This is a genomic window from Porticoccus litoralis, assembly GCF_030676955.1.
GTDB classification, from domain to species: domain Bacteria; phylum Pseudomonadota; class Gammaproteobacteria; order Pseudomonadales; family Porticoccaceae; genus Porticoccus; species Porticoccus litoralis.
This window is the reverse complement of the sequence record NZ_JAUUUU010000006.1, coordinates 1-22,348: the sequence shown is the minus strand read 5'-3', so window position 1 is coordinate 22,348 and position 22,348 is coordinate 1. Positions and strand designations below refer to the sequence as shown.

At 50.8% G+C, this 22,348-nt stretch carries 21 protein-coding genes and 1 pseudogene; 7 read left to right on the top strand and 15 right to left on the bottom strand.

Features of this window, described 5'->3' with window-relative positions; genetic code table 11:
- Positions 1-3: 3 nt before the first annotated feature.
- The 6 genes from lepA to rpoE form a co-directional block, all read right to left on the bottom strand.
- Positions 4-1,803 (bottom strand): translation elongation factor 4, encoded by a 1,800-nt coding sequence (lepA, locus tag Q8A57_RS09875; protein ID WP_305170941.1) that lies wholly within the window; start codon positions 1,801-1,803, stop codon positions 4-6.
- Positions 1,804-1,948: 145 nt separating this feature from the next.
- Entirely contained in the window at positions 1,949-3,028 is a 1,080-nt protein-coding gene (locus Q8A57_RS09870; protein WP_305170940.1) for a S1C family serine protease, read from the bottom strand.
- Between the two features lie 36 nt (positions 3,029-3,064).
- Entirely contained in the window at positions 3,065-3,553 is a 489-nt protein-coding gene (locus tag Q8A57_RS09865) for a SoxR reducing system RseC family protein (RefSeq protein ID WP_305170939.1), read from the bottom strand.
- Between the two features lie 35 nt (positions 3,554-3,588).
- Positions 3,589-4,557 (bottom strand): MucB/RseB C-terminal domain-containing protein, encoded by a 969-nt coding sequence (locus tag Q8A57_RS09860; protein ID WP_305170938.1) that lies wholly within the window; start codon positions 4,555-4,557, stop codon positions 3,589-3,591.
- Positions 4,558-4,571: 14 nt separating this feature from the next.
- Positions 4,572-5,225 carry a sigma-E factor negative regulatory protein gene (locus Q8A57_RS09855; RefSeq protein WP_305170937.1) on the bottom strand — a complete coding sequence of 218 codons (654 nt, stop codon included), beginning with the start codon at positions 5,223-5,225 and terminating at the stop codon, positions 4,572-4,574.
- Positions 5,226-5,377: 152 nt separating this feature from the next.
- Complete coding sequence (rpoE, locus tag Q8A57_RS09850; protein ID WP_305170936.1) at positions 5,378-5,962, bottom strand: RNA polymerase sigma factor RpoE; 585 nt, start codon at positions 5,960-5,962, stop codon at positions 5,378-5,380.
- Between the two features lie 156 nt (positions 5,963-6,118).
- Between rpoE and nadB the strand changes: the two genes are divergently transcribed.
- Positions 6,119-7,741, top strand: coding sequence for an L-aspartate oxidase (nadB, locus tag Q8A57_RS09845; RefSeq protein WP_305170935.1), 1,623 nt, complete (start codon positions 6,119-6,121; stop codon positions 7,739-7,741).
- On the opposite strand, the gene Q8A57_RS11135 is transcribed toward nadB, so the two are convergent.
- Positions 7,701-8,147: a protein YgfX gene (locus tag Q8A57_RS11135; RefSeq protein WP_369427810.1), complete on the bottom strand. Its 447-nt coding sequence runs from the start codon at positions 8,145-8,147 to the stop codon at positions 7,701-7,703. The two genes, nadB and Q8A57_RS11135, sit on opposite strands and share 41 nt — an antisense overlap.
- Entirely contained in the window at positions 8,122-8,367 is a 246-nt protein-coding gene (locus tag Q8A57_RS09840; protein WP_305170934.1) for an FAD assembly factor SdhE, read from the bottom strand. Before Q8A57_RS09840 ends, Q8A57_RS11135 begins: the two co-directional genes overlap by 26 nt.
- Positions 8,368-8,464: 97 nt before the next feature.
- Here Q8A57_RS09840 and ygfZ point away from each other — a divergent pair, with 97 nt between their 5' ends.
- Positions 8,465-9,445 (top strand): CAF17-like 4Fe-4S cluster assembly/insertion protein YgfZ, encoded by a 981-nt coding sequence (ygfZ, locus tag Q8A57_RS09835; RefSeq protein WP_305170933.1) that lies wholly within the window; start codon positions 8,465-8,467, stop codon positions 9,443-9,445.
- Between the two features lie 53 nt (positions 9,446-9,498).
- Positions 9,499-9,906 carry a PGPGW domain-containing protein gene (locus tag Q8A57_RS09830; RefSeq protein WP_305170932.1) on the top strand — a complete coding sequence of 136 codons (408 nt, stop codon included), beginning with the start codon at positions 9,499-9,501 and terminating at the stop codon, positions 9,904-9,906.
- Between the two features lies 1 nt (position 9,907).
- On the opposite strand, the gene ung is transcribed toward Q8A57_RS09830, so the two are convergent.
- The gene (gene ung / locus Q8A57_RS09825; RefSeq protein ID WP_305170931.1) at positions 9,908-10,639 is read right to left on the bottom strand and encodes a uracil-DNA glycosylase; all 732 of its coding nucleotides are present in this window, start codon (positions 10,637-10,639) and stop codon (positions 9,908-9,910) included.
- Between the two features lie 107 nt (positions 10,640-10,746).
- Between ung and Q8A57_RS09820 the strand changes: the two genes are divergently transcribed.
- Positions 10,747-11,583: a patatin-like phospholipase family protein gene (locus Q8A57_RS09820; RefSeq protein ID WP_305170930.1), complete on the top strand. Its 837-nt coding sequence runs from the start codon at positions 10,747-10,749 to the stop codon at positions 11,581-11,583.
- Here the strand turns inward: Q8A57_RS09820 and Q8A57_RS09815 are convergent.
- Complete coding sequence (locus tag Q8A57_RS09815) at positions 11,555-12,349, bottom strand: alpha/beta fold hydrolase (RefSeq protein ID WP_305170929.1); 795 nt, start codon at positions 12,347-12,349, stop codon at positions 11,555-11,557. The genes Q8A57_RS09820 and Q8A57_RS09815 overlap by 29 nt on opposite strands.
- Before the next feature lie 195 nt (positions 12,350-12,544).
- Here Q8A57_RS09815 and Q8A57_RS09810 point away from each other — a divergent pair, with 195 nt between their 5' ends.
- The gene (locus Q8A57_RS09810; RefSeq protein WP_369427809.1) at positions 12,545-13,570 is read left to right on the top strand and encodes a COX15/CtaA family protein; all 1,026 of its coding nucleotides are present in this window, start codon (positions 12,545-12,547) and stop codon (positions 13,568-13,570) included.
- Positions 13,571-13,689: 119 nt separating this feature from the next.
- Positions 13,690-13,995 carry a c-type cytochrome gene (locus Q8A57_RS09805; protein ID WP_305170928.1) on the top strand — a complete coding sequence of 102 codons (306 nt, stop codon included), beginning with the start codon at positions 13,690-13,692 and terminating at the stop codon, positions 13,993-13,995.
- A gap of 154 nt (positions 13,996-14,149) precedes the next feature.
- Here Q8A57_RS09805 and purL read toward each other — a convergent pair whose 3' ends face one another.
- Positions 14,150-18,016, bottom strand: a complete 3,867-nt coding sequence (gene purL / locus Q8A57_RS09800) for a phosphoribosylformylglycinamidine synthase (RefSeq protein WP_305171043.1) — start codon at positions 18,014-18,016, stop codon at positions 14,150-14,152.
- 266 nt (positions 18,017-18,282) lie between these two features.
- Here purL and mltF point away from each other — a divergent pair, with 266 nt between their 5' ends.
- Positions 18,283-19,743: a membrane-bound lytic murein transglycosylase MltF gene (gene mltF / locus Q8A57_RS09795; RefSeq protein WP_305170927.1), complete on the top strand. Its 1,461-nt coding sequence runs from the start codon at positions 18,283-18,285 to the stop codon at positions 19,741-19,743.
- 7 nt (positions 19,744-19,750) lie between these two features.
- Here the strand turns inward: mltF and tadA are convergent, their stop codons facing one another.
- From tadA to Q8A57_RS09775, 4 genes and pseudogenes are all read right to left on the bottom strand, one after another.
- Positions 19,751-20,242, bottom strand: a complete 492-nt coding sequence (tadA, locus tag Q8A57_RS09790; RefSeq protein WP_305170926.1) for a tRNA adenosine(34) deaminase TadA — start codon at positions 20,240-20,242, stop codon at positions 19,751-19,753.
- 22 nt (positions 20,243-20,264) lie between these two features.
- Positions 20,265-20,459, bottom strand: coding sequence for a hypothetical protein (locus Q8A57_RS09785; RefSeq protein WP_305170925.1), 195 nt, complete (start codon positions 20,457-20,459; stop codon positions 20,265-20,267).
- A 450-nt stretch (positions 20,460-20,909) separates the two neighbouring features.
- Complete coding sequence (locus Q8A57_RS09780; protein WP_305170924.1) at positions 20,910-21,122, bottom strand: hypothetical protein; 213 nt, start codon at positions 21,120-21,122, stop codon at positions 20,910-20,912.
- A 5-nt stretch (positions 21,123-21,127) separates the two neighbouring features.
- Positions 21,128-22,283 (bottom strand): annotated as a pseudogene (locus Q8A57_RS09775) (IS3 family transposase).
- Between the last annotated feature and the right edge of the window lie 65 nt (positions 22,284-22,348).

Genomic DNA, 22,348 nt, shown 5'->3' with positions numbered 1-22,348 from the left:
ACCTCAACTATCCGTTTTTAGCACGGCAAGGAATGCTTCCTGGGGAATTTCTACGCTACCAACCTGCTTCATGCGCTTTTTACCCTCTTTCTGCTTTTCCAGCAGTTTTTTCTTACGAGTCACATCACCACCATAACATTTTGCGGTGACATTTTTGCGCAATGCCTTAACCGTAGTCCTGGCAATAATATGACCGCCAATAGCAGCCTGAATGGCCACATCAAACATCTGCCTGGGAATCAATTCACGCATTTTTTCCGTTAACTGACGGCCCTTAAATTGGGAGTTGTTGCGATGGATGATGACAGCAAGAGCATCTACTTTATCGCCATTGATCATGACATCGAGCCTAACCAACGGTGCGGGCTGAAAGCGTGTAAAGGAATAATCAAGAGAGGCAAAACCACGGCTTACTGATTTCAGGCGATCAAAAAAATCCATCACGACTTCACTCATCGGCAGTTCATAAGTCAGGGAAACCTGACCACCCACAAACTGCATGTCTTTCTGAACCCCTCTCTTTTCCACACAGAGGGTAATGACATTACCGAGATAATCCTTGGGAACCAGAATACTGGCTTCACACATCGGTTCACGCATTTCGTCAATATATGCGGGATCCGGAAGGTCCGATGGGTTGGAAATATAAATAACGGAGCCATCGGTCTTGAGTATTTCATAGACTACAGTTGGCGCCGTCGTGATCAGATCGAGGTCGTACTCACGTTCCAGGCGCTCCTGGATAATTTCCATATGGAGCATGCCAAGGAAGCCACAGCGGAAGCCAAAACCCAAGGCATCAGAGCTTTCCGGCTCATAAAACAATGACGCATCGTTCAGGGTCAGCTTGGCAAGCGCATCACGGAAGTCTTCAAAATCATCAGAACTGACGGGAAACATGCCCGCATATACCTGCGGTTTAACTTTCTGAAAACCTGGCAAGGCCGGGACATTCGGTGTCTGGCTATGGGTGAAAGTGTCACCCACCGGCGCACCCTGAATGTCCTTGATTCCGGCCACGACAAAGCCCACTTCGCCAGCTTTTAATACACCGGTTTCCTTATGTTTCGGGGTAAATACCCCGACGCTGTCGACCACGTGAGCCTTGCCAATCGATTTGGCAACGACCTTGTCTTTCACCCGGAGTGTTCCCTGGGTGACCCGAACCAGAGAAACCACACCCAAGTAGTTATCAAACCACGAGTCAATGATTAGAGCCTGCAATGGTGCATCGATATCTCCTTCCGGCGCCGGGACTTTTGCCACCAGCTCCTCCAGAATATCGTCAATGCCTAGGCCCGTTTTGGCGCTGCAGCGCACTGCATCATGGGCATCGATGCCGATAATATCTTCTATCTCAGCAATCACCTTGTCTGGATCGGCCTGCGGCAAATCCATTTTGTTCAAGACCGGAATCACCTCGAGTCCTTGGGCAATCGCGGTATAACAGTTGGCAACTGACTGGGCTTCAACCCCCTGCCCGGCATCCACGACCAACAAAGCCCCTTCACACGCCGCCAGCGAGCGGGAAACTTCATAGGAAAAATCCACATGGCCAGGCGTATCAATAAAATTGAGCTGATAGGTTTTGCCATCTCGCGCCGTGTAATCCAGGGTCACACTCTGGGCTTTGATGGTGATACCGCGCTCTCGCTCAATGTCCATGGAATCAAGCACCTGGGCAGCCATCTCACGTTCTGAGAGGCCTCCGCAAACCTGAATAAAACGGTCTGCAATGGTGGACTTTCCGTGGTCAATATGGGCGATGATGGAAAAATTTCGGATGTGACTGAGGTCTGACACGCTACTTATTCTGCTAGGGGACAGGGTTTGTCCGAGGGTTAAATTCAGGCCGTGCAGTCTAGCGTATTTACCTATGACACGCCATGAAATGAGCGATTACCTGAATAGAATACTATGGGCATTTGCTGTTACCGGAAACTGATCTTTATTCAACCTCATTCAAGGGGGTGGGTTCCGGCAACTCACCAATATTGACGACCAGAGACATGGGTTTGGCATCCCTGAGAATGTCCACAACCACCTTATCACCGGGTGAGAGCATGCCCGTCACCTGTGGGAGATCACCGGGCTGAAATATCGCTTCTCCATTCAACTTAAGGACGATGTCCCCTGCCATGACCCCCGCATCTGCTGCAGGACTGCCTGGTTGAACCTGGGCGATAAATGCGCCGAGATTCTGGTTGCGGCCTGAAGATTTCATCAAAGACGCATCGACAGACTGCACATACACACCCAGCCAACCACGCGCCACCCTACCAGTCGTTCTCAGTTGATGTATGACAGAGGTGGCAACTTTCGAAGGGATGGCAAAGGACAAGCCAATAGAGCCTCCACCAGGCCTGGAGAAAATCTGGGAATTGACGCCAACTACCCGGCCTTCCAGATTAAGCAATGGTCCACCAGAACTACCCGGGTTAATGGCCACGTCGCTCTGAATGAAAGGCACATAACTATCCCCGCCTGCTGTCGGAATACTGCGCCCTATAGCACTGATGATTCCTGCACTTGCTGTGTAATCCAGGCCAAAAGGCGCACCAATGGCGATCACCCACTGCCCGACTTTGATCGTTTCAGGGTCCGCAAACTCCAGAACAGGAAGATCTGTCTCATCGATTTTAAGCAGCGCCAGATCTGATCGGGCATCAACACCAACCACCTTGGCCTCATACACACGATGATCTATGAGCTTAACAGTGATATAGGCGACATCCTGCACAACGTGCTGATTCGTCAGCACATAGCCATCTTCTGAAATGAGAAAGCCTGAACCCGTACCAGGAACATTACCGTCACGATTGGGGCCATGTTCAAAAAAATCCTGATAGGTGCCAGACGACGTGGAAACACCCATGGCCATTTGCCCGGAATAGGTGTCGATGCGAACAACAGCGGGAGATGATTCGGTAATAAGCTGGTTAAAGTCTGGCCAGCCGTGCCCTAATGCGCCGGCTGAAAAACAAACGGCGAGAACATAGACCAACCTGACGAACAAACTATGAAACATCAATATCTCCCACTGGCATGGGCAATGGCGACAACGTTACACCAGTTCTATAGCGGGCAAGTGCGCCAACAATTGTGGTTGTATCCGTATATTATTTTTATTGATCAGCGAATGTAGTCTGGCGATCAAGCCTCCACCAAGTAGACCAAGCAAGGCACCCATAGCAACAAAAACGTCTGAGGTGGAAAACATAGCAGCCAATACTGCCCCTGTTACCAACATCAACAGGGGTAAAAAATAAAGTAGCAAGGTCCCCCGTACCAGAACATCTTCAGGGATACCAATAACGACCTGATCATTAGCTTGGATATCTTTCAGGTCACATTCGCCGGGTAACACCCTGATAACTGCAGAGTTTCCCACAAAGCGTGCCAACACACCCTGTCCACATCCCTTTTGCACCGCACATACGTGGCATGCAGAGCGCTGGACAGTCTCTACCCAGAGACCATCATTTTCGAGTGCAACTACTTTGCCGGTTTCCTTAATCAAGGCGGCGTCTACTCCAGTAAAATTATCTGGCACTATAACCCAGCCCTATGGGCCGGTCATGGCCATACTTAGGGTGTTGACTGTCTTGGGGAAACAGATTGGGCCACCAGCTTGGCAGTTTCAACGGGTATTTCACCGACAACGCATATGGTGTAGTGGCGCCCGTCAACGGTAACCCGCGACAGATAGGCCACTGTCGCCCCTCTCTGAGCTTGCATCTGAGGCAGATTAGCTGGCATCTCAGAGTCGATAAAGAGTGAGAAAACTGACAGACCATCTGTGTAAATCAGCGTTTCCCTTGTGTTGTCCTGTGTGAGTTCAAGTCCTGCCATCGTATAACCGGGAGGTAGCCAACCTGCACGCCATGCTCCTGATTGTCTGTCTGGCATGCCTCCCCTGTTCAGACAATTTGATTTGCCCGGAGAAACAACGTGCATGGAGTCGCTGGAAGCCAATAAATCTTCAGCGTTCACGGTGTTACCGATATTGATATCCACATATTGAAAACGCTCCAGCACACGATTTTTGTTGCCGACCAGAAGCGACTGCAGCAGCAACCCAGTCTCTTTATCAATCCCAAGAACATAGCCATATCGGTGTTCATCTTTGGGAACAACATGAAGAACTGCAACATCCCGTCCAGCCACACGGTCGTCGGATTTTATCTGTACGCTGAAGTAGTTGTTGAGTGTTTGCTCAGGAATAGTAGCAAGGCTGGCGGCATTACCGCGCAATATGGCATTACCCATATGTTCGCAGTTGACATCATTGCCGCGATGTAGAATTTCCTGTTTGGGACCACTTAGGAGAACCAGGCGTTCGACCTCGCGATCATCCTGGATAGCATGAAAAACTTTGACAGTTTTCAGAGTGCCGCCATGCTCGTAAGTGAATATTCCGGTGTAATCGAGCTGACGGTTTGCTTCAGCCATCCTCTGGAGCAGTTCTCCTCCAGAGGTTTCAGGTTCTATGGCGTATACATGTGTTTGCAATAAAACACTGGCAAGGATAACGACAAAACACCTTGGTAAACGCATACAACGTCTTAAAATCAATAGTCCTGACTGGCTGGCATGCGTGCGAAGGGCAGCATTCCCTGATTGGTATTAAATGCCGCGTGTTCCGTATGACGTGTCATCAGCTTGTTGAGATAGGCCTGAACCTGCTCGCGAGTCACATCATCGGGCACGACTTCTTGAACAACAATAACAGGCTGGGGTGAACGGTAACCATCGGACTCAGTGCTGGCACTGACATTGCGTGCGGTGACTGCGGGAATGCCAAAGTCAGCAGCTGTTCTTAGTTGAGGATTAACAAAATTCATCTGTACGTCATCCACCGAAGCTACAGGGGCCGTAACCGCGCTGGGTTGACTGTATTGTTGTACACCGAGAACTGCTAATGCGGCTACAGAAGCTGCTATAGCAAAACGTCCCAGAGGCTTGGCCATACGGGACACTGCAGCCCGGGCTCCATGTGTTGGCTCATCATCGAGTGCGGCCCGTATAGCAGCCGAGTAGTCGGTTATCTGTACCGGCAAGTCTCTGCGCATGGCAGAAGCGGCAAGTTGATAGCGACGCCAAGTGTCGCGAAGCTCATCTGATTCGGAAGTCACTTTAAGTGTTCGGTGAAACTCCAGCTCATCGGTTTCACCATCCATTAGTGCCGAAAGAGACTCTTTTTCGCGCATGTTATGGTCACTCATACTTAACCTGCCTTATTTGCGGTTATTGTTAGTCTGCCACACCGAGTAGCAGCGCACTACAATTATCGCTTCCTAGCCATGTACAACGCTTACCGAGTCTGGAAGTCACTGATAAGACCAGAAGATTATAAAAAGGTTCAAACCTAAAATGGTTAGCCTTCCAACAATCTTATTTTCTCATCAATCGCCTCTCGCGCACGGAAAATACGCGACCTCACTGTACCTACCGGGCAATCCATCACCTCGGCAATTTCCTCATAACTGAGACCCTCAAATTCCCGTAAAGTTACCGCTGTTCTAAGATCTTCAGGTAGATTTTTTATGGCCTGGTCCACCGCGATTTCCAGTTCATCTCTGTATAGAAGATTTTCTGGTGAATCAATGTCACGCAAGCGCTCACTGCCTTCATAAAAATCAGCTTCTTCTGCATCCACATCACTGGCCGGTGGTCGCCGGTTTTTGGCGACCAGATAATTTTTCGCTGTATTAACGGCAATGCGATACAGCCAGGTGTAAAAAGCACTTTCTCCACGGAACTTTGCCAGTGCTCGGTAGGCCTTGATGAACGCCTCCTGTACGACGTCGTTCACCTCATCAAAGTCCTTGATATAGCGGCTGACAATCGCATGTACTTTGTACTGGTATTTCATGACCAGCAAATCGAAGGCACGCTTATCACCCTTCTGAACACGGGCGACTAAAAGCTTGTCACTGTCTGCTGCCTGCTCGGCTTCCATAACTGCTCCACTAATTACCCACGTGCCTTCAGGCAATTGCTAGACAATCGCAATCATAAATAGTTCGTGGGACGCAGATGCCAACTGCACCTGTATTCATTTTTAGCCCGCTATACTATCATGCCAAATTATCCATTCTAGGACTTAGTTTCGTCGATGAAGAAAACGCACCACCACGATGTGTTGGTCGTTGGCAGTGGTGCGGCTGGCATGACAGTTGCTCTGCAATTAGCCGACAAATACCGCATTGCCCTTCTCAGCAAAAGTGCTCTCAAATCTGGCTCCACCTGGTATGCCCAGGGAGGCATAGCTGCCGTTTTCGACAACGAGGACTCCATTGAGTCACATGTTCAGGATACCCTTATTGCCGGCGCGGGACTCTGCCACGAGGACACTGTCCGCTATACGGTAGAACAAGGACCAGAGGCCATTCGCTGGCTGGTCCAACAAGGGGTCAAATTCACATTAAACAGCGACAACGACGACTACCACCTCACCCAGGAAGGTGGTCACAGCCACCGTCGCATCCTGCATACAGCGGATGCCACAGGACGCGAAGTTTCTTCTTCATTGGCTGATCAGGTGCTGCAACATCCTTCTATTGATGTCTACGAAGACCACACTGTAGTGGACCTCATTACCCAGGCCGACAGCAACTCCAGCCGTGTACGCTGTACTGGCGCCTATGTACTGGATGACGGTAATGACTGTGTCTGTGTTTTTCAGGCCAAAGTGGTGGTGCTCGCTACGGGGGGTGCCAGCAAGGCGTACCTCTATACCACCAACCCGGATGGTGCATCCGGCGATGGCATCGCTGTAGCCTGGCGCCGTGGCTGCCGTGTTGCCAACATGGAATTTAACCAGTTCCACCCCACCTGCCTCTACCACCCCAGCGCCAAAGCTTTCCTGATTACCGAAGCACTTCGTGGCGAAGGGGCACAGCTAAAGCTTCCCAATGGGGAGCGGTTTATGGACAAATTCCACCCCAGCGGTGAGCTGGCTCCCAGAGATATCGTAGCAAGGGCCATTGACCATGAGATGAAGCGTCTCGGTAGTGATTGCCTGTTTCTTGATATTTCTCACCGTTCGGAAGAATTCTTGGAAAGCCACTTTCCCACCATCAAGGCCAAGTGTCTGAGCTATGGCATTGATATCACCAGGGAACCCATTCCTGTGGTCCCCGCCGCCCACTACACCTGTGGAGGTATCATGGTCAACAAAAGTGGCCAGACCGACCTCTGGAACCTGTATGCGATTGGCGAAACCGCGTTTACCGGGCTACACGGCGCCAACCGCATGGCCAGTAATTCCTTGGTGGAATGCGTGGTCTACGGTCAGGCTGCTGCACAGGCCATTCGCGACAGTATCGAAAATATCGACGAACCGGAACCAGCACGGGCATGGGATGAAAGCCGGGTCACACACTCCGATGAAGATGTGGTGATCTCTCACAACTGGGATGAGTTACGCCGTTTCATGTGGGACTACGTCGGCATCGTCCGTACCCGCAAACGACTGGAGCGCGCCCACCACAGGGTTAAATTGCTGCAAAAGGAAATTCAGGAGTACTACACCAATTACAAAATCAGCCGCGATCTACTGGAACTACGCAACCTGGTCCTAGTGGCGGACCTGATTATCCGGTCTGCAGAACAACGCACCGAAAGCCGGGGCCTGCACTACACGCTGGATTATCCGAAAACGTCCGATATCGCCAAGGACACCATTATGGTGCCCATCAATTTTGCCGCTCAAAACGTGATTGTTCGGAAGAACTGACACCAACCAGTGTCAGTCTCTGTCGCAAGTGCCTTTGTGCTTCCCGACTAACACTATCTGGGAAAATGAACAGCCGATGACTTTGCCCTTCGCGGAGAAATACAAGCTGTATGAGGCTCGGAAAAATCAGGTAACTCTGAAGTTCAACCTCATCAGTAAGTTGGTTCATTTCCAGCATCCAGATGCCATCTCGCCAACCCAGGTATTGAACCCCTTGCCGATGCCAACGTTGTATACAAAGATATCCACCACAGCAAACCATGATGGCCAGCCCTACTGATATCAGCAGAGGTATGGGTGAAACCAACAACATGAGAACGACAGAAAAATGAATTATCAGCAACCAGGCCAGCAATAACCTGGAAGGTTGAATCTCGAGCTCAACGGGTTTGGGGGCGAGTGTCACGAATAATAGTCACTATCCTTCGCAGATCCGGATCTTCTGGATCTTCCCTGCGCAGAAACCATCCGAACATATCCTGATCTTCACAATCCAGCAGACGATGGTAACGCTGCTTATCCTCTTCATCCAGGTCGGGATAGATTTTGTCGAGAAATGGCAGAAGCACCAGGTCCAGCTCTAGCATGCCTCGCCTGCTCGCCCAGAAAAGTCGATTTCTATCCATTTGCTGATACCCCCGAGATTGCGTTGGGGCGCCATTATAGTGGATCAGCGCAGGTTAACACACTAAGATATCTGCCCTGTGTTTCAAAGGGTTAACCATGGCTAACTGGCAAGGCTGTCTCGGCGATATTGCCGTATTCTCAGAGGAATCCCTATCCCTGAGTTTTGGCGAACTACCCACCCAATATCAAGAACTGCTGGGAAAGCCCACTGTAACCCCCCTCTATCATCAAGGTCTTATTGTCGTTGACGGCATCGACGCCAGTCGATTTCTTCAGGGGCAATTGACCTGCGATGTTTTCAAACTGGAGGTGGGCGATAGTCAACCCGGCGCGTGTTGCAACCCCAAAGGGAGGATGCTGGCCGATTTCTATCTCTATCGTGTCTCTGAACACCGTTATGTACTGCAGCTACATCGCAGCCTGGTGGCACAAACACTTGAGCACTTAAAAAAATATGCTGTTTTCTTCAAAGCGACATTGAGTGACGCCACTGAACAGTTTTCCTTGCTGGGCCTATGCAACTGCGTCAAAAACCTTAAGGATAGCGACTTACACTACTCTGCTGTCAGAAACCTGGACGATGGCCGTCAGATACTCCTAATCGATGCCATTGGCACTGAAATCTCGTGGCAAGCGCTATCAAATCAGGCCACACCGGTAGGTACTGAATACTGGCAATTGCTCGACATACAAGCAGGGCTAGGACACATTCAGTCAGATACGACGGACCTGTTTATCCCGCAAATGCTCAACCTGCAGTCTGTCGATGCCATCAGCTTCAAAAAAGGGTGCTACACCGGGCAGGAAGTCATTGCTCGCATGAAATATCTGGGCAAGCTGAAACGGCATATGTACTGGATTACTATCCCCCACATGGACAGCCTACCCGGACCCGGGGCACCCTGTTATCTGGCCGACAGTGGGCAGAGCATTGGCAATGTGGTTACCGCCGTACGTAATGGTGAAAATGATGAACTACTGGTTGTTCTGACGGACGAGGCCATCAGCAGTGCTTATCTGGTAATTGACGGAGTCCGATCTGAAATCACTAAAAATGACCTTCCATACTCTATATAAATTATAGAGTTATATGATTATTGTAATGTGGTTTTTAACATATAGGTGCAGCAATGCTTGAGTGGCTTAACGAACACCAGACCCTGCTAACATGGCTCAGTGTTATCTCCCTTGTGACCTTTGTGGTCAGCCTTATGGCGCTGCCCTGGCTGGTTTCATTGATTCCCGCCGACTATTTTCAGCACCAGGAAAGACAGCCTGCACCCTTAAAAAAGGGACATCCGGTGATTCGCTTCCTGATGCTTTGCGGGAAAAACCTACTGGGACTGGCATTGTTATGCGGCGGAATACTCATGCTTTTTTTGCCGGGTCAGGGACTGTTGACTATCGCAGTGGGGCTGTTGCTGATGGATTACCCGGGCAAGTTCTCACTGGAACGACGTATTGTCGGCCACCCAAGCATTCTGAAAGGGCTTAATTGGCTGAGGAGCAAACGCCATCAACCACCTATCGAACTGTAGGTCACCCGATAGATGTTTCTGGCTTTAACTGATCTGGCGAAACAGTCGCTGGTAGTTGCCAGTCAATAGGATTTTTCCCGTGCTGACGCAGGTACTCATTGGCCCTGGAAAAATGGTGACAGCCGAAAAATCCCCGGTAAGCCGAAAGGGGTGACGGGTGTGGCGCTTTCAACACCAGATGGCGACTGCAATCAATGAACGCCCCTTTCTTCTGGGCATAGCTTCCCCACAACAGAAAAACCAGACCATCACGGCGAGCATTGAGCTCATGTATTGCCCGATCGGTAAACTCTTCCCAACCCCTACCCTGGTGGGCCCCAGCGTTACCCTGCTCCACTGTCAGCGTGGAATTGAGTAGCAGCACACCCTGCTCTGCCCAATGGGCCAGACAGCCATGAGATGGTGACTTGAAACCCAGATCGGAATGCAATTCCTGGTAGATATTGCGCAAGGACGGAGGAATCTCTATCCCAGGCATGACAGAAAAACAGAGTCCGTGAGCCTGATTGGGACCATGGTATGGGTCCTGCCCCAATATCACCACTTTCACCGCATCAAATGGCGTGAAATTGAACGCTGCAAACCAGTTTGAGCCTGCAGGGTAGATGATTTTGCCCTGCTGTTTTTGCTCGGCCAGATAGTCCCTAAGCGTCGCCATATACGGCTTATCAAATTCATCGGCCATAACATCCAGCCAGCTGGCGTGCAGATGTATTTTTCGCTTGTCTTCCACGCTGTCATTCCGGTTATCATGGGTCAGGCTGCAATAAACCGGATATTTCGATCCGAATCAACCTTCACCGTAACGAGAACCTTAAACCACGCGGTTAACCTGATGGAATGTCTGTGAAGAAAATTGGTCTGGCTCTGGGTGGCGGTGGCGCGAAAGGTGTGAGCCACCTTCTCATACTGGAAGCGCTGGAAGAACTGGACCTGAAGCCAGCCTATGTCACTGGCACCAGCATCGGTGCTTTAATTGGTGCCATGTACTGTGCGGGGATGCCAACACAGGACATCAAAGAGATTTTTCTGGAATTCAGCCTGAAGGACAACGAGTCCATCAAGCATCTGGTCACCAAAAAACACATTTTCAAATGGATGGATTTTATCGGCCCTCAGTTTCGTGGCCGTGGCCTGATTCGCGTGGAAAATCTGATCTCCTACCTGTTTGAATCTGTGCAAGCCAAACGTTTCACTCAACTGGAGATTCCACTCAAGGTTGTCGCTTCCGATTTCTGGAATCGCCAGCAAGTTGTGCTGGATAAAGGCGCTCTAATCCCCGCCATTCGTGCCAGCATGTCCCTGCCTGGCCTGTTTGAACCGGTTAAAGTAGGCGGACGTATCCTCATAGATGGCGGTGCAGTGAACCCCGTGCCCTTTGATCTACTACCGGACAGCTGCGACCTGAGAATCGCGGTCGATGTGATCGGGGAGCGTTCCGATACGGAAAAAATGCCATCACTATCTGAAGCCGTGTTCAATACCTACCAGATTATGCAAAAGAGCATTATTCGCGAAAAACTCGAGAAAGCACCGCCTGAAATCTACATAGAGCCCAGCGTGGTCAATGTCAAAATGCTGGGATTCTACCGGGCAAATGAAATCTTCAAACAGGCAACGGCCACGAAGAGCAACCTCAAACGAAAAATCACGCTGTGGGAGAAACACCACGGATAAACTCGGCAATGGCTGTATTGGTCTCTTCCGGTTTTTCAATGGGAGTGCCATGCCCGGAGTCTGCTATAACCACCAGCTTGGCATTCTGCATTGCTGAAACGACCGCTTGTTTAACGGCCACCGGAGAGTAGTCCCGGTCACCGGTTAACATCAGTGTTGGCGTCTGTATCGCCGTCAGATGTTCCAGTACGCCCCACCCGAACAGTGACTTCAAGTTTTTTAGATATACCTTTTTAGGGTTTGAGGCAATTTGTTTGGCCAACATATCGATCAGCTCTTCCCGCCCCTCTCCGGGAAACATGGTTGTAGCCACCTTGCGTCCGTAGGCCTTCATGCCCAGCAGGTGAATCGCTGCTAAGCGAGTCCAGAGCATTTTTCTGGCGGCAAAGGTGTCATTGGGCAATGCCGGACCTGAATTAACAATGGTCATGCTGAGAAGGCGCTCCGGCGCATCGACAGCCAACTGAAATGCCACCATGCCACCCATGGACAGACCAACAATATGGGCTGAAGGAATACCCAGAACATCCATCAGGGAAATCACATCTGCCGCATGAATCGGGACACTGTACGGGCCATCGGGTTTGTCTGAATCCCCGTGCCCCCGGAAGTCGGGTGCAATCACCCGGTTCGATTGACTGAAAAAATCGATTTGCGGCCCCCAATCCTTGCGACTCACACCGAGCCCATGCAGCAAGATTAGTGGTTCCCCCTGCCCTTCATCTACGTAGGCTATGGACACCCCATTGATCCTAGCTTCAGGCATGACCTTATTCTCCTCTTAGAACGTCATGGGACTTTGCCGGATAAGCTGATGACAGGCAAGCCAGCCCCAGGTCGGGCGGCGACAACTTTTTCATAACGGCCAAAATTCCCCGGCAAAACATAGCCGGTTTTGGTAACATTCCCGAGCCAAAATACAGTCCCACTGAAGATTACTCAAAGACGTAGAGACGAAGTTATGAACATGCAGGCTCGTTATGACAGGCAGATCGCCACCTGGTTGATCATTTGCGCCGCCATCATTGTGACCATGATTCTACTCGGGGGCGTCACCCGCCTCACCCGCTCCGGGCTTTCTATGGTGGAGTGGAAACCCCTGATGGGCATTATCCCACCGCTCAGCGAAGAAGCTTGGCTGGAAGTCTTTGAAAAATACAAACAATTCCCCGAGTACCAGAAAATCAACAAGGGCATGAGTCTGTTTCAATTCCAAGAAATCTTTATGTTCGAGTACCTGCACAGGGTGCTGGGCAGGCTGATTGGCCTCCTGTTTCTTGTTCCGTTCCTGTTCTTCTATTTCACCGGTCGAATCAAGGCAGGACTGACTCCAAAACTGGCGGGCATGTTTGTACTTGGCGGCCTTCAAGGATTGCTGGGCTGGTATATGGTGAAAAGCGGGCTGGTAGACAACCCCAGAGTCAGCCAATACCGACTGACTGCCCACTTGGGCACCGCTGTTTTTATCTATGCCTATATCCTCTGGGTTGCGTGGGGGTTGCGCTATCCGAGTCGCACACCAACAGCCAGCCAGGGGCTACAGCGATACGCTAGCACGCTGACGGTACTGGTCTTCCTGATGATTCTATCGGGAGGGTTGGTCGCTGGTACACATGCTGGACATGCCTACCCCACATTCCCCTTGATGGCAGGCAGTTTTTTCCCACCTGGTCTTTATGCTACAGACCCCATGTGGCTTGCTGCCTTTGAAGACCTCACCACCATACAGTTTAACCACCGTATCTTTGCCTATCTGATTATCGTACTGATCAGTGTTTTTGCTGTGAAAGCGTTCAGCCAAGTCGGCATCCAGGATGATGCCAAAAGAGGCTTGAAGCTGATGCTAACGCTGTTGGTTATCCAGGTTTCTCTTGGTATCTCTACGCTATTGCTGCATGTGCCAGTCCCCCTCGCAGCGGCCCACCAGGGCGGTGCTGTACTACTTTTCACTGCAGTACTCTATACCACACATCGTATGAGACACTGATGATCAAAGACCAACAAAAAATCACCCAAAAGGTTTTTCTTTAACGACTGATAATGTAGACAGAGCAAAGTATCGGGTATAATTTCCCCAGTTTATTCCCCCTGTTATGGAGCAATGGCATGAAAAAAATGATTGGAACATTGGTATTCGCGGCGTTGACTGTCACCGCTGGTCAAGTAATGGCAGACGGCGACATCGACGAGGGTAAGACCAAGGCCATGGCCTGTGTGGCCTGCCATGGTGTTGCCGGCATTAGCAGCAATGAAATCTGGCCTAACCTGGCGGGCCAAAAAGCCGGTTACCTGGTTAAACAACTCAAGGCCTTCCGCGACGGCACTCGCAGCGACCCTGTGATGAGCAGCATGGCCAAAACATTGTCCGATCCGGATATTGATGATCTGGCTGCTTATTACTCCAGCCTGTAAAAAGACTGCCTGTGCACGGCCGCAAATGATGGGGTGAGCTGTGCTAGGAGTCTCGTAAAGATACTGTCTATACAATGCTATAGACACAAAAAAGCCCGGCTATTGCCGGGCTTTTTTATTGTTGAGCATATGCCGTTGTGCCGACTATGACAGATTAACCCACGAAAACTCGGGCATTTCTGAACAGGCGCATCCAGGCACCATCTTCTCCCCAGTCATCCGGGTGCCATGAGTTGGTCACCGTTCTGAATACCCGCTCCGGGTGAGGCATCATAATAGTTGCTCTGCCATCGTCACTGGTAACGCCGGTAATACCGTAGATAGAACCATTCGGGTTGGCCGGATAGCTCTCGGCGACATCCAGATAATTATCCAGATAACGCAACGCCACACGGTCAGAAGCATCAAAGGCATCCACATCCTGATCAGGTCCAAATTCAACGCGACCTTCGCCATGGGCCATAGCAATCGGCATATACGACCCCTCCATCCCGGCGAGCATAATCGATGGTGATGGACTCACTTTTACCAGCGAGAAGCGCGCTTCAAATTGCTCCGAGACATTGCGCACGAAGCGAGGCCACTGCATCGCACCGGGAATCAGTGTTTTCAGGTTAGAGAGCATCTGGCAACCGTTACAGACACCAAAGGTGAAGGTATCCTGGCGCTCAAAAAACTGCTGAAACTGGTCGCGTAAAACACTGTTGAACAGAATGGTTTTAGCCCAGCCCTCTCCCGCCCCCAGCACATCGCCGTATGAGAAACCACCGCAAGCCACCAGGCCCCTGTAGTCCTGCAAATGATGTCGACCACTGAGCAGGTCGCTCATGTGGACATCCACTGCACTGAAGCCGGCACGATCAAAAGCGGCCGCCATTTCCACGTGGCCATTTACACCCTGCTCTCGCAACACGGCTATGGCAGGGCGAACACCGGTGTTGATAAACGGAGCCGCCACATCCTCATTAATATCGTAGCTGAGGTTGGCACTCAAACCCGGGTTGTCAAAAAACAACCCATCAAACTCCTGGCGGGCACAGTCCTCATTATCCCTGAGAGCCTGAATCTTGTAGCTGGTCTCACTCCAGCGACGCAACAGTTCAACCCGGCTTGAGCTGAACAGGTACGCCCCGTCCTGCATAATCTCTATGGCGTCGCCGCGATCCAGCGTCGCGACCTTGGTGACGGCAATACCCGCTTCCATAAAGCGCTGCTTGAAGGACTCAACCCGGTGAGTCTCCACCTGTACCACTGCGCCCAATTCTTCATTAAACAGAACAGAAAACGCATCTCCTGGTTGTTCATCCAGGCAGATGTTCAAGCCGATATTACCGGCGAAAGCCATTTCGACCAGTGTTGTGAACAGACCGCCATCGGAACGGTCATGATACGCCAGAATATCCCCCGCCTGATTCGCAGACTGAATCAGCTCAAAAAATGCTTTCAGTTTTGCGGCACTGACCACATCCGGCGGAGTATCGCCCATCTGGTTATAGACCTGAGCGATAATGGAACCACCCAGACGATTGCGATTGTCACCCAGGTCAATATAAAGCAAAACCGTCTCACCCAGATCGGCCCGCAATTCCGGTGTCAGGGTCTTGCGGACGTCCTGCACCGGAGCAAATGCCGAAATGATCAGTGACATAGGGGCAGTCACCGCCTTGTCTTCACCGTCCTGGGACCAAGTGGTGCGCATGGACATGGAGTCCTTGCCTACCGGAATGGTGATACCCAGCGCGGGACATAACTCCATACCCACAGCTTCAACCGTGCGGAACAACTTTTCATCCTCTCCGGGGTGTCCGGCGGCACACATCCAGTTGGCAGATAGTTTGATGTCAGATAGCTGGGCGATCGGGGTGCCGGCGATATTGGTGATGGCTTCACCAATGGCCATACGACCTGAAGCCGGGGCATCCAGCAACGCCAGAGGCGTTCGCTCACCCATGGCCATCGCCTCACCGGCATAACTGTCGTAACTCACGGTAGTGACGGCACAGTCAGCCACAGGAACCTGGCAGGGCCCAACCATCTGGTCACGTGCCACCATGCCCGTTACTGATCGATCGCCGATGGTAATCAGAAAGCTTTTACTGGCCACCGTGGGATGGCTCAGTACACGCTCGACAGCATCGTCAAGACTAATGGACAGACCGCTGAATGGCTGAACCGGAATTGAACGGGTTTCGGCAGAACGGTGCATTTTCGGCGGCTTGCCAAACAGCACAGACATGGGCAAGTCCACGGGTTTAGACGCGAAATGGGTATCGTTCAACAGCAAATGCTTTTCATCCGTAGCCTCACCCACAACCGCATAGGGGCATCGCTCACGCTGACAGATAGCCTCGAACCGGGCCAGATCTTCTGGTTTGACGGCCAGAACATATCGCTCCTGTGCCTCGTTACACCAGATAGCAAGCGGCGACATGCCGGGTTCATCATTGGGGACATTCCGAAGCTCAAAGCGACCACCGCAACCACCATCTTTTACCAGTTCCGGGAATGCATTGGATAACCCCCCCGCTCCAACATCGTGAATAAACGCAATGGGGTTACTGCCTCCCAACTGCCAACAGCGGTCAATCACTTCCTGACAACGGCGTTCAATTTCGGGGTTCTGGCGTTGTACCGAGGCAAAATCGAGATCCTCGGCGCTGCTGCCTGATGCCATGGACGATGCAGCACCACCACCGAGGCCAATCAACATCGCCGGGCCACCCAGTACAATGAGTTGACAGCCCGCCTGAAACGGCGGTTTGTCGACATGCTCGGCGCGAATGTTGCCATAGCCACCGGCGATCATGATGGGTTTATGATAGCCGCGCCGTTCGCCATCAAATTGCTCTTCAAAAGACCGGAAATACCCGCACAGGTTGGGCCTGCCAAATTCATTGTTGAATGCAGCGCCACCGATGGGGCCTTCAATCATGATATCCAGCGCGCTGGCAATACGATCCGGCTTTCCATAGGGCTGTTCCCATGGCCTCAGAAAACCCGGTATTTGCAGGTTGGAAACGGTGAACCCGGTAAGACCGACCTTTGGTTTGGAACCGCGGCCTACCGCACCTTCATCTCGAATTTCACCACCAGAGCCCGTACCAGCGCCGGAAAAAGGCGCAATAGCCGTCGGGTGATTATGGGTTTCAACCTTCATTAACAGGTGGATAGCTTCCTGACTGTAGCCATAAACCTGGGTGTCCGGATCAGGGTAAAAGCGTCCCGCCGTGCTGCCAACCACTACCGAGGCGTTATCCGCATAGGCCGAAAGAACATTGTCCCCACCCAGCTCGTAGGTGTTCTTGATCATGGAAAACAGTGACAGTTCCTGATCCTGGCCATTAATCGTCCAACTGGCATTAAAGATTTTATGGCGACAATGCTCAGAATTAGCCTGGGCAAACATCATCAACTCGACATCTGTTGGGTCCCTGCCCAGCTCATTAAAACTGTTCACCAGGTAGTCAATCTCGTCATCAGCCAACGCCAGCCCCAGGCTAACATTGGCTTCGGCCAACGCCGGTTTGCCCTGAGAAATGACAGGAACGGAAGTCATCGGCTGGGGTTGCTGGTGCTTGAACAGCTGGACTGCATTGTCCTCCGCGTCGAGTACGGTTTCGACCATCCGGTCGTGTAAACAGGCTTTGAGCGCTTGCTGTTTGCCAGGTGTCAGGCTGCCTCTCAGGTAATAAGCCACACCACGCTCCAAACGCCTGATCGCATCCAGCCCCGCGTTGTGTGCGATGTCCGTTGCCTTACTGGACCAGGGAGAAATCGTGCCGGGACGTGGCGTCACCAGCATTAACTGGCCACGTAATGACTCAGGCTCTAGCCTCGGGCCGTATTTAAGCAGGGATTCAAGGGTCGCCGCTTCCTCACCACTTAGGGGACGCTCCAAATCAGCAAAATGCAGGTACTCGGCATAGAGACTTTCAACCCCGGCATCAACCTCCTGTAACTCACGAAGCAGCTGTTGTTTTCTAAACTCGGAAAGTGCTGGGGTGCCACGAAAGATCTGCATGTTAAAAACTCGATTGGGACTGACGGAAAGGCGGCTATTGTAATGGAATTGCACGGCTATCGTCAGGGGAAGTGCAGTCCCGATTTGGTTGCTCATCACCATTTCCAGCTCCTCAACATGAGAAATCTGTAAATACACGTGATAACCTTTCCGATACCCCGTTCACGAACAGAAAAATAAGGGGTTGGCCCGTCTCCAATAACAGTAGCGGGCGGTGTCTAAGCGAGAGCATACTTCCGTCACTGGCACATTTTTTGGGTAGGTGAATGCTAGGCTTTTATTTTCATCTCAAAAAAACCACAAAGCGTATTCTCTACGGCTCTCTGCTGTTTACGGTCGCCATGACGCTCACTGCTAGTCGTGCTCCCACTGCCCTGGAAGAAGTCAGAAATCGGGGTGAGCTAAGGGTAGTCACGCTGATGGGCTCTACGACCTATTTTAAAAACGCCAAGGGCCAGGGTGGGTTTGAATACTGGCTTAGCAAGGCATTTGCCAAGCATCTCGGCGTTGAGTTGAAAGTGTCTGCCAGGGATTCTGTTGCCGGTGTACTGGTCAGCATCGGCGGCCCTCTGGGAGACTTCGCCGCTGCCGGGCTGACGGCAACCCCGGAACGGAAAAAACGCTTCCGCTTCAGTTACCCTTATTACGAAGTTTCCCAGAAAGTCATTTATCGCAACGGCAACAAACGCCCAAGAAAGGTCGAGGACCTCGTTGACGGAGAACTGCTAGTCATCCCCAAAAGCTCTCACAGCGAGCGTCTGCAGGAACTGAAAAAGGACTACCCTGAACTACACTGGCAGGAAATGGATGGCCTGGAAATGCTCGATCTGATGTCTATGGTGGATTCGGGCGAAACAGATTACGCAGTGGTGGATTCCAACTCCTATCAGGTTGACCGAGGCATCTACCCCCAGGCCCGAGCTGCCTTCAACCTCTCGGAACCGCAACCCATTGCCTGGGCGTTCCCAAAACACGGGGATCAAACACTTATCGATGCAGCCAATGCCTTCCTGAAAGAGTTTGAAGCCTCAGGGGAGCTGGCCAAATTGAAAGCCAAAGTATTGAGCCAAACCAACCAGTTTACCCAGGGTGGCTCACAACTATTTATATCCCGGGTTAAAACACGGCTACCGAAATACCGGGAAATGTTCCAGGAAATAGCCACTCGATATGGTCTTGACTGGCAGCTCCTCGCAGCCATCGCCTATCAGGAGTCCCACTGGAACCATAAGGCTACGTCTCCCACAGGGGTTCGCGGCCTGATGATGCTGACCCTCCCAACTGCCAAGGAAATGGGCATCAATAACCGCCTGGACCCCATGCAGAGTATTGATGGTGGTACCCGATATTTTCTGGAAACCCGATCACGTATTCCCAGTGATATTACCGAACCGGATCGCACCTGGCTTGCTCTTGCAGCCTATAACGTCGGCATGGGGCACCTGGAAGATGCCCGGGTACTCACAGATCGCTCAGGTAAAAACCCGGATCTATGGGAGGATGTGAGAGAGTTCCTGCCGCTACTACAACAGAAGAAATACTACAGTACGGTGAAACATGGCTATGCCCGTGGACACGAACCAGTCGCCTATGTGAAAAACATTCGTCATTACCAGTCCGTTCTGGGCTGGCATAGCCTTGAAGAACAACGCCGCCAGGAACGCAATCAGCGGCTCGACATTCCCAATGCCAGTGACTGGCATGAAGGTTCCATGCTGTCACTGTAATCAGGGGCTATGAGCATGTTGACTGACTGCCCCCACGCTTGGCCCGAAAGAAATCACTAATCAGCGATCCACATCGATCAGCCATCACTCCCCCCACAACATCTAACCGATGATTATAGTGACTGCACTCCGGTAGCTTCAGCTGGCTGACAACGGCCCCTGCCCGTGGCTCTTCAGCCCCATAAACCAGGCGGCCTACGCGGGCATGGAGTATGGCGCCGATGCACATGGTGCAGGGTTCAATGGTCACATAAAGCGTAGTGCCAGGCAGGCGGTAATTCTTCAAACTTTCAGCTGCCGCTCGTATTGCATTAATTTCCGCGTGGGCGGTGGGATCACTGCAGCCAATCGGCTGATTCCAACCCTCGCCAACACAGACGCCATCTTTAACCAATACTGCACCCACGGGTACTTCCCCTGCTTCACCGGCTTTTTTTGCCAGTTGCAGGGCTTTCGACATCCACTCCAGATCTGAAGCGGTGTAGTTTTTTGTAGTCATCGGTTGTATCACGCTGCAGGAATCACTTAATGCGATCCATTTCCTCGCCGTGCTGATCCACAGCATCCTGCATCAATTTGTCGAGGTTCTGTACTTTCTCAACTTCCCTCTGATACACCGCCTCCGGTCGCTCATCTGTTCCAGGCGAACGTTTGCTTTCAATAAATACCATATAAATCACGCCCAGAACGGCGGCAGCCAGCAATAAAAACTTCATGGGGGTTCTCCTATGAATCCTGGTGAGCACTACCGCCCGCAAACAAACCAATCAAGGCGACCTTGTAGTGATCAATGGTAGCAGGGCTGATTGCAAATGTTATAGCTCGCCAAGATGCGGCGGATTATATGGATGTCCAGTTCGTATCATCCACGCAGAAAGAGCAGTTTATAGAAGAGGAGTCAGAACTTTTTATACGCTGTCCGCGAATTGCAGATATCACGATGTGCTCCGGCAACCAGCGCCATCATAACCTCTATTACCCGATGCTGCGCTCTGCGACTTATTCCCACTGAATAAAAGCATTGGCACAAAACATTGATTTATATAACATTTATTTTCACTCTCCAACAGGTTTCTAACTAATCCACTCATTAGTAAGTGCGAAGGGGCTTAATAGAAATAAATAGTATCAATACGTTAGCTGAAAGGCGACTGAAAGGTTTCTTACTAAAATGATCGTTCAACCCTTACAACTAAAATTAAATCTGGTTTTTCAGCAGACAACGCTAATTCTGATGGCAGTACGTCTAACTTATGGCGCCAATGATCGATATATCGAACATCTCTAAAAGAGGCCTCAATATAAGGTCTGATTGCTAATGTAAATGAACCTCCAATCACCCAAACAGACATATCGTTTAATGCCTTAGTGTTTGACACGGGTTCTACCCCGTTTTTACGGACGGTTTAATAAAGATTGAATCCTTAAATCTTGCTTAGCCACTCGGCGTCGCATCCTCGGATTATGAAACAATTCTATGTAATTAAAAACATCTGCCTTAGCAGCATCTCGAGTTGGATAACGTGTATGATTTAATCGTTCACGTTTGATCATTCCAAAAAAGCCCTCACAAGCCGCATTATCACCACAATGTCCAACTGCGCTCATTGAACTGACTATATTCTTCTCCTTCAAGAATCGTTGATAGACGTAGCTTCTAAACTGACTTCCACGATCTGAATGCAATATGACTTTATCGCTGGACTGTCTCTGCCAATGCGCCATCTCAACAGCCTTGAGTACCATGTGACGGTCCTGCCTATGGTGCATAGACCAACCAACAATTATCTTGTGATATAAATCCATGACGACACATAAGTACAATTTGCCCTCATCCGTTTTCATCTCAGTAATGTCAGTGACCCATTTGGTCTCTGGTTCTAGTGCTGAAAAATCACGGTTAAGATGATTTGCAACTGCAGGGGAGTACATCTGCACCTTGCCACGCATGCTGCGCTTCTTTCTTCTAGGCCAGCCTTGCAGTCCATTTGTGGCCATGATTCTAGCCACTCGATTTAAGCTAACAGACTCTCCATCATCCAATAAATCTTCATGCATTCTAGGCGCACCAATAATGCCTCGACTATCTTCATGAATATCTTCGATCTTGCTTAGTAGGCGCTTATTTTCAAGCTTAGTCTTACACAAGGGTCTTTTAGACCAGTCGTAATATCCACTAGGTGAAACACCTAAACAGCGGCACATAAGCCTGACAGGATATTGTCCGCAGCAACGTCGAATCGCCTGATACTTCAGCTCGATTCCCTGGCAAAGTACGTCGCCGCTTCGCGTAAAAAATCCCGCTCCTTTTTAACGCGAGATAGCTCTCTCTTGAGAGCTGCCATTTCTTGATCTCGAGGACTACCAGTTCCACTGAAAGCTTCTGAACCAGCTTCTTCTATCTGACTACGCCATCTAGAAAGCATGTTTTGGGCTATACCCAGTTCTCTAGCCACCTGAGCGCAAGTGACACCAGGTTGATTTAGCTGCTCGACTGCGCCCCGCTTAAACTCAGGGCTATATTTTCTACGTTTAGACATAACAAACACTCCTTAGCCATGATTATGGCCTTCTTTAAAGTGTCCGTAAATTCGGGGTAGAACCC

Coding starts and splice junctions, on each gene's coding strand:
- Q8A57_RS09815 (WP_305170929.1), bottom strand. CDS start 12,349: ATGCCTGAAGCTAGGATCAATGGGGTGTCCATAGCCTACGTAGATGAA.
- rpoE (WP_305170936.1), bottom strand. CDS start 5,962: ATGGAAGCCGAGCAGGCAGCAGACAGTGACAAGCTTTTAGTCGCCCGT.
- Q8A57_RS09785 (WP_305170925.1), bottom strand. CDS start 20,459: ATGAAGTTTTTATTGCTGGCTGCCGCCGTTCTGGGCGTGATTTATATG.
- Q8A57_RS09820 (WP_305170930.1), top strand. CDS start 10,747: ATGTCTGTGAAGAAAATTGGTCTGGCTCTGGGTGGCGGTGGCGCGAAA.
- Q8A57_RS09860 (WP_305170938.1), bottom strand. CDS start 4,557: ATGCGTTTACCAAGGTGTTTTGTCGTTATCCTTGCCAGTGTTTTATTG.
- tadA (WP_305170926.1), bottom strand. CDS start 20,242: ATGACTACAAAAAACTACACCGCTTCAGATCTGGAGTGGATGTCGAAA.
- Q8A57_RS09805 (WP_305170928.1), top strand. CDS start 13,690: ATGAAAAAAATGATTGGAACATTGGTATTCGCGGCGTTGACTGTCACC.
- ygfZ (WP_305170933.1), top strand. CDS start 8,465: ATGGCTAACTGGCAAGGCTGTCTCGGCGATATTGCCGTATTCTCAGAG.
- Q8A57_RS09855 (WP_305170937.1), bottom strand. CDS start 5,225: ATGAGTGACCATAACATGCGCGAAAAAGAGTCTCTTTCGGCACTAATG.
- nadB (WP_305170935.1), top strand. CDS start 6,119: ATGAAGAAAACGCACCACCACGATGTGTTGGTCGTTGGCAGTGGTGCG.
- Q8A57_RS09840 (WP_305170934.1), bottom strand. CDS start 8,367: ATGGATAGAAATCGACTTTTCTGGGCGAGCAGGCGAGGCATGCTAGAG.
- Q8A57_RS09870 (WP_305170940.1), bottom strand. CDS start 3,028: ATGTTTCATAGTTTGTTCGTCAGGTTGGTCTATGTTCTCGCCGTTTGT.
- Q8A57_RS09830 (WP_305170932.1), top strand. CDS start 9,499: ATGCTTGAGTGGCTTAACGAACACCAGACCCTGCTAACATGGCTCAGT.
- purL (WP_305171043.1), bottom strand. CDS start 18,016: ATGCAGATCTTTCGTGGCACCCCAGCACTTTCCGAGTTTAGAAAACAA.
- mltF (WP_305170927.1), top strand. CDS start 18,283: ATGCTAGGCTTTTATTTTCATCTCAAAAAAACCACAAAGCGTATTCTC.
- Q8A57_RS09810 (WP_369427809.1), top strand. CDS start 12,545: ATGAACATGCAGGCTCGTTATGACAGGCAGATCGCCACCTGGTTGATC.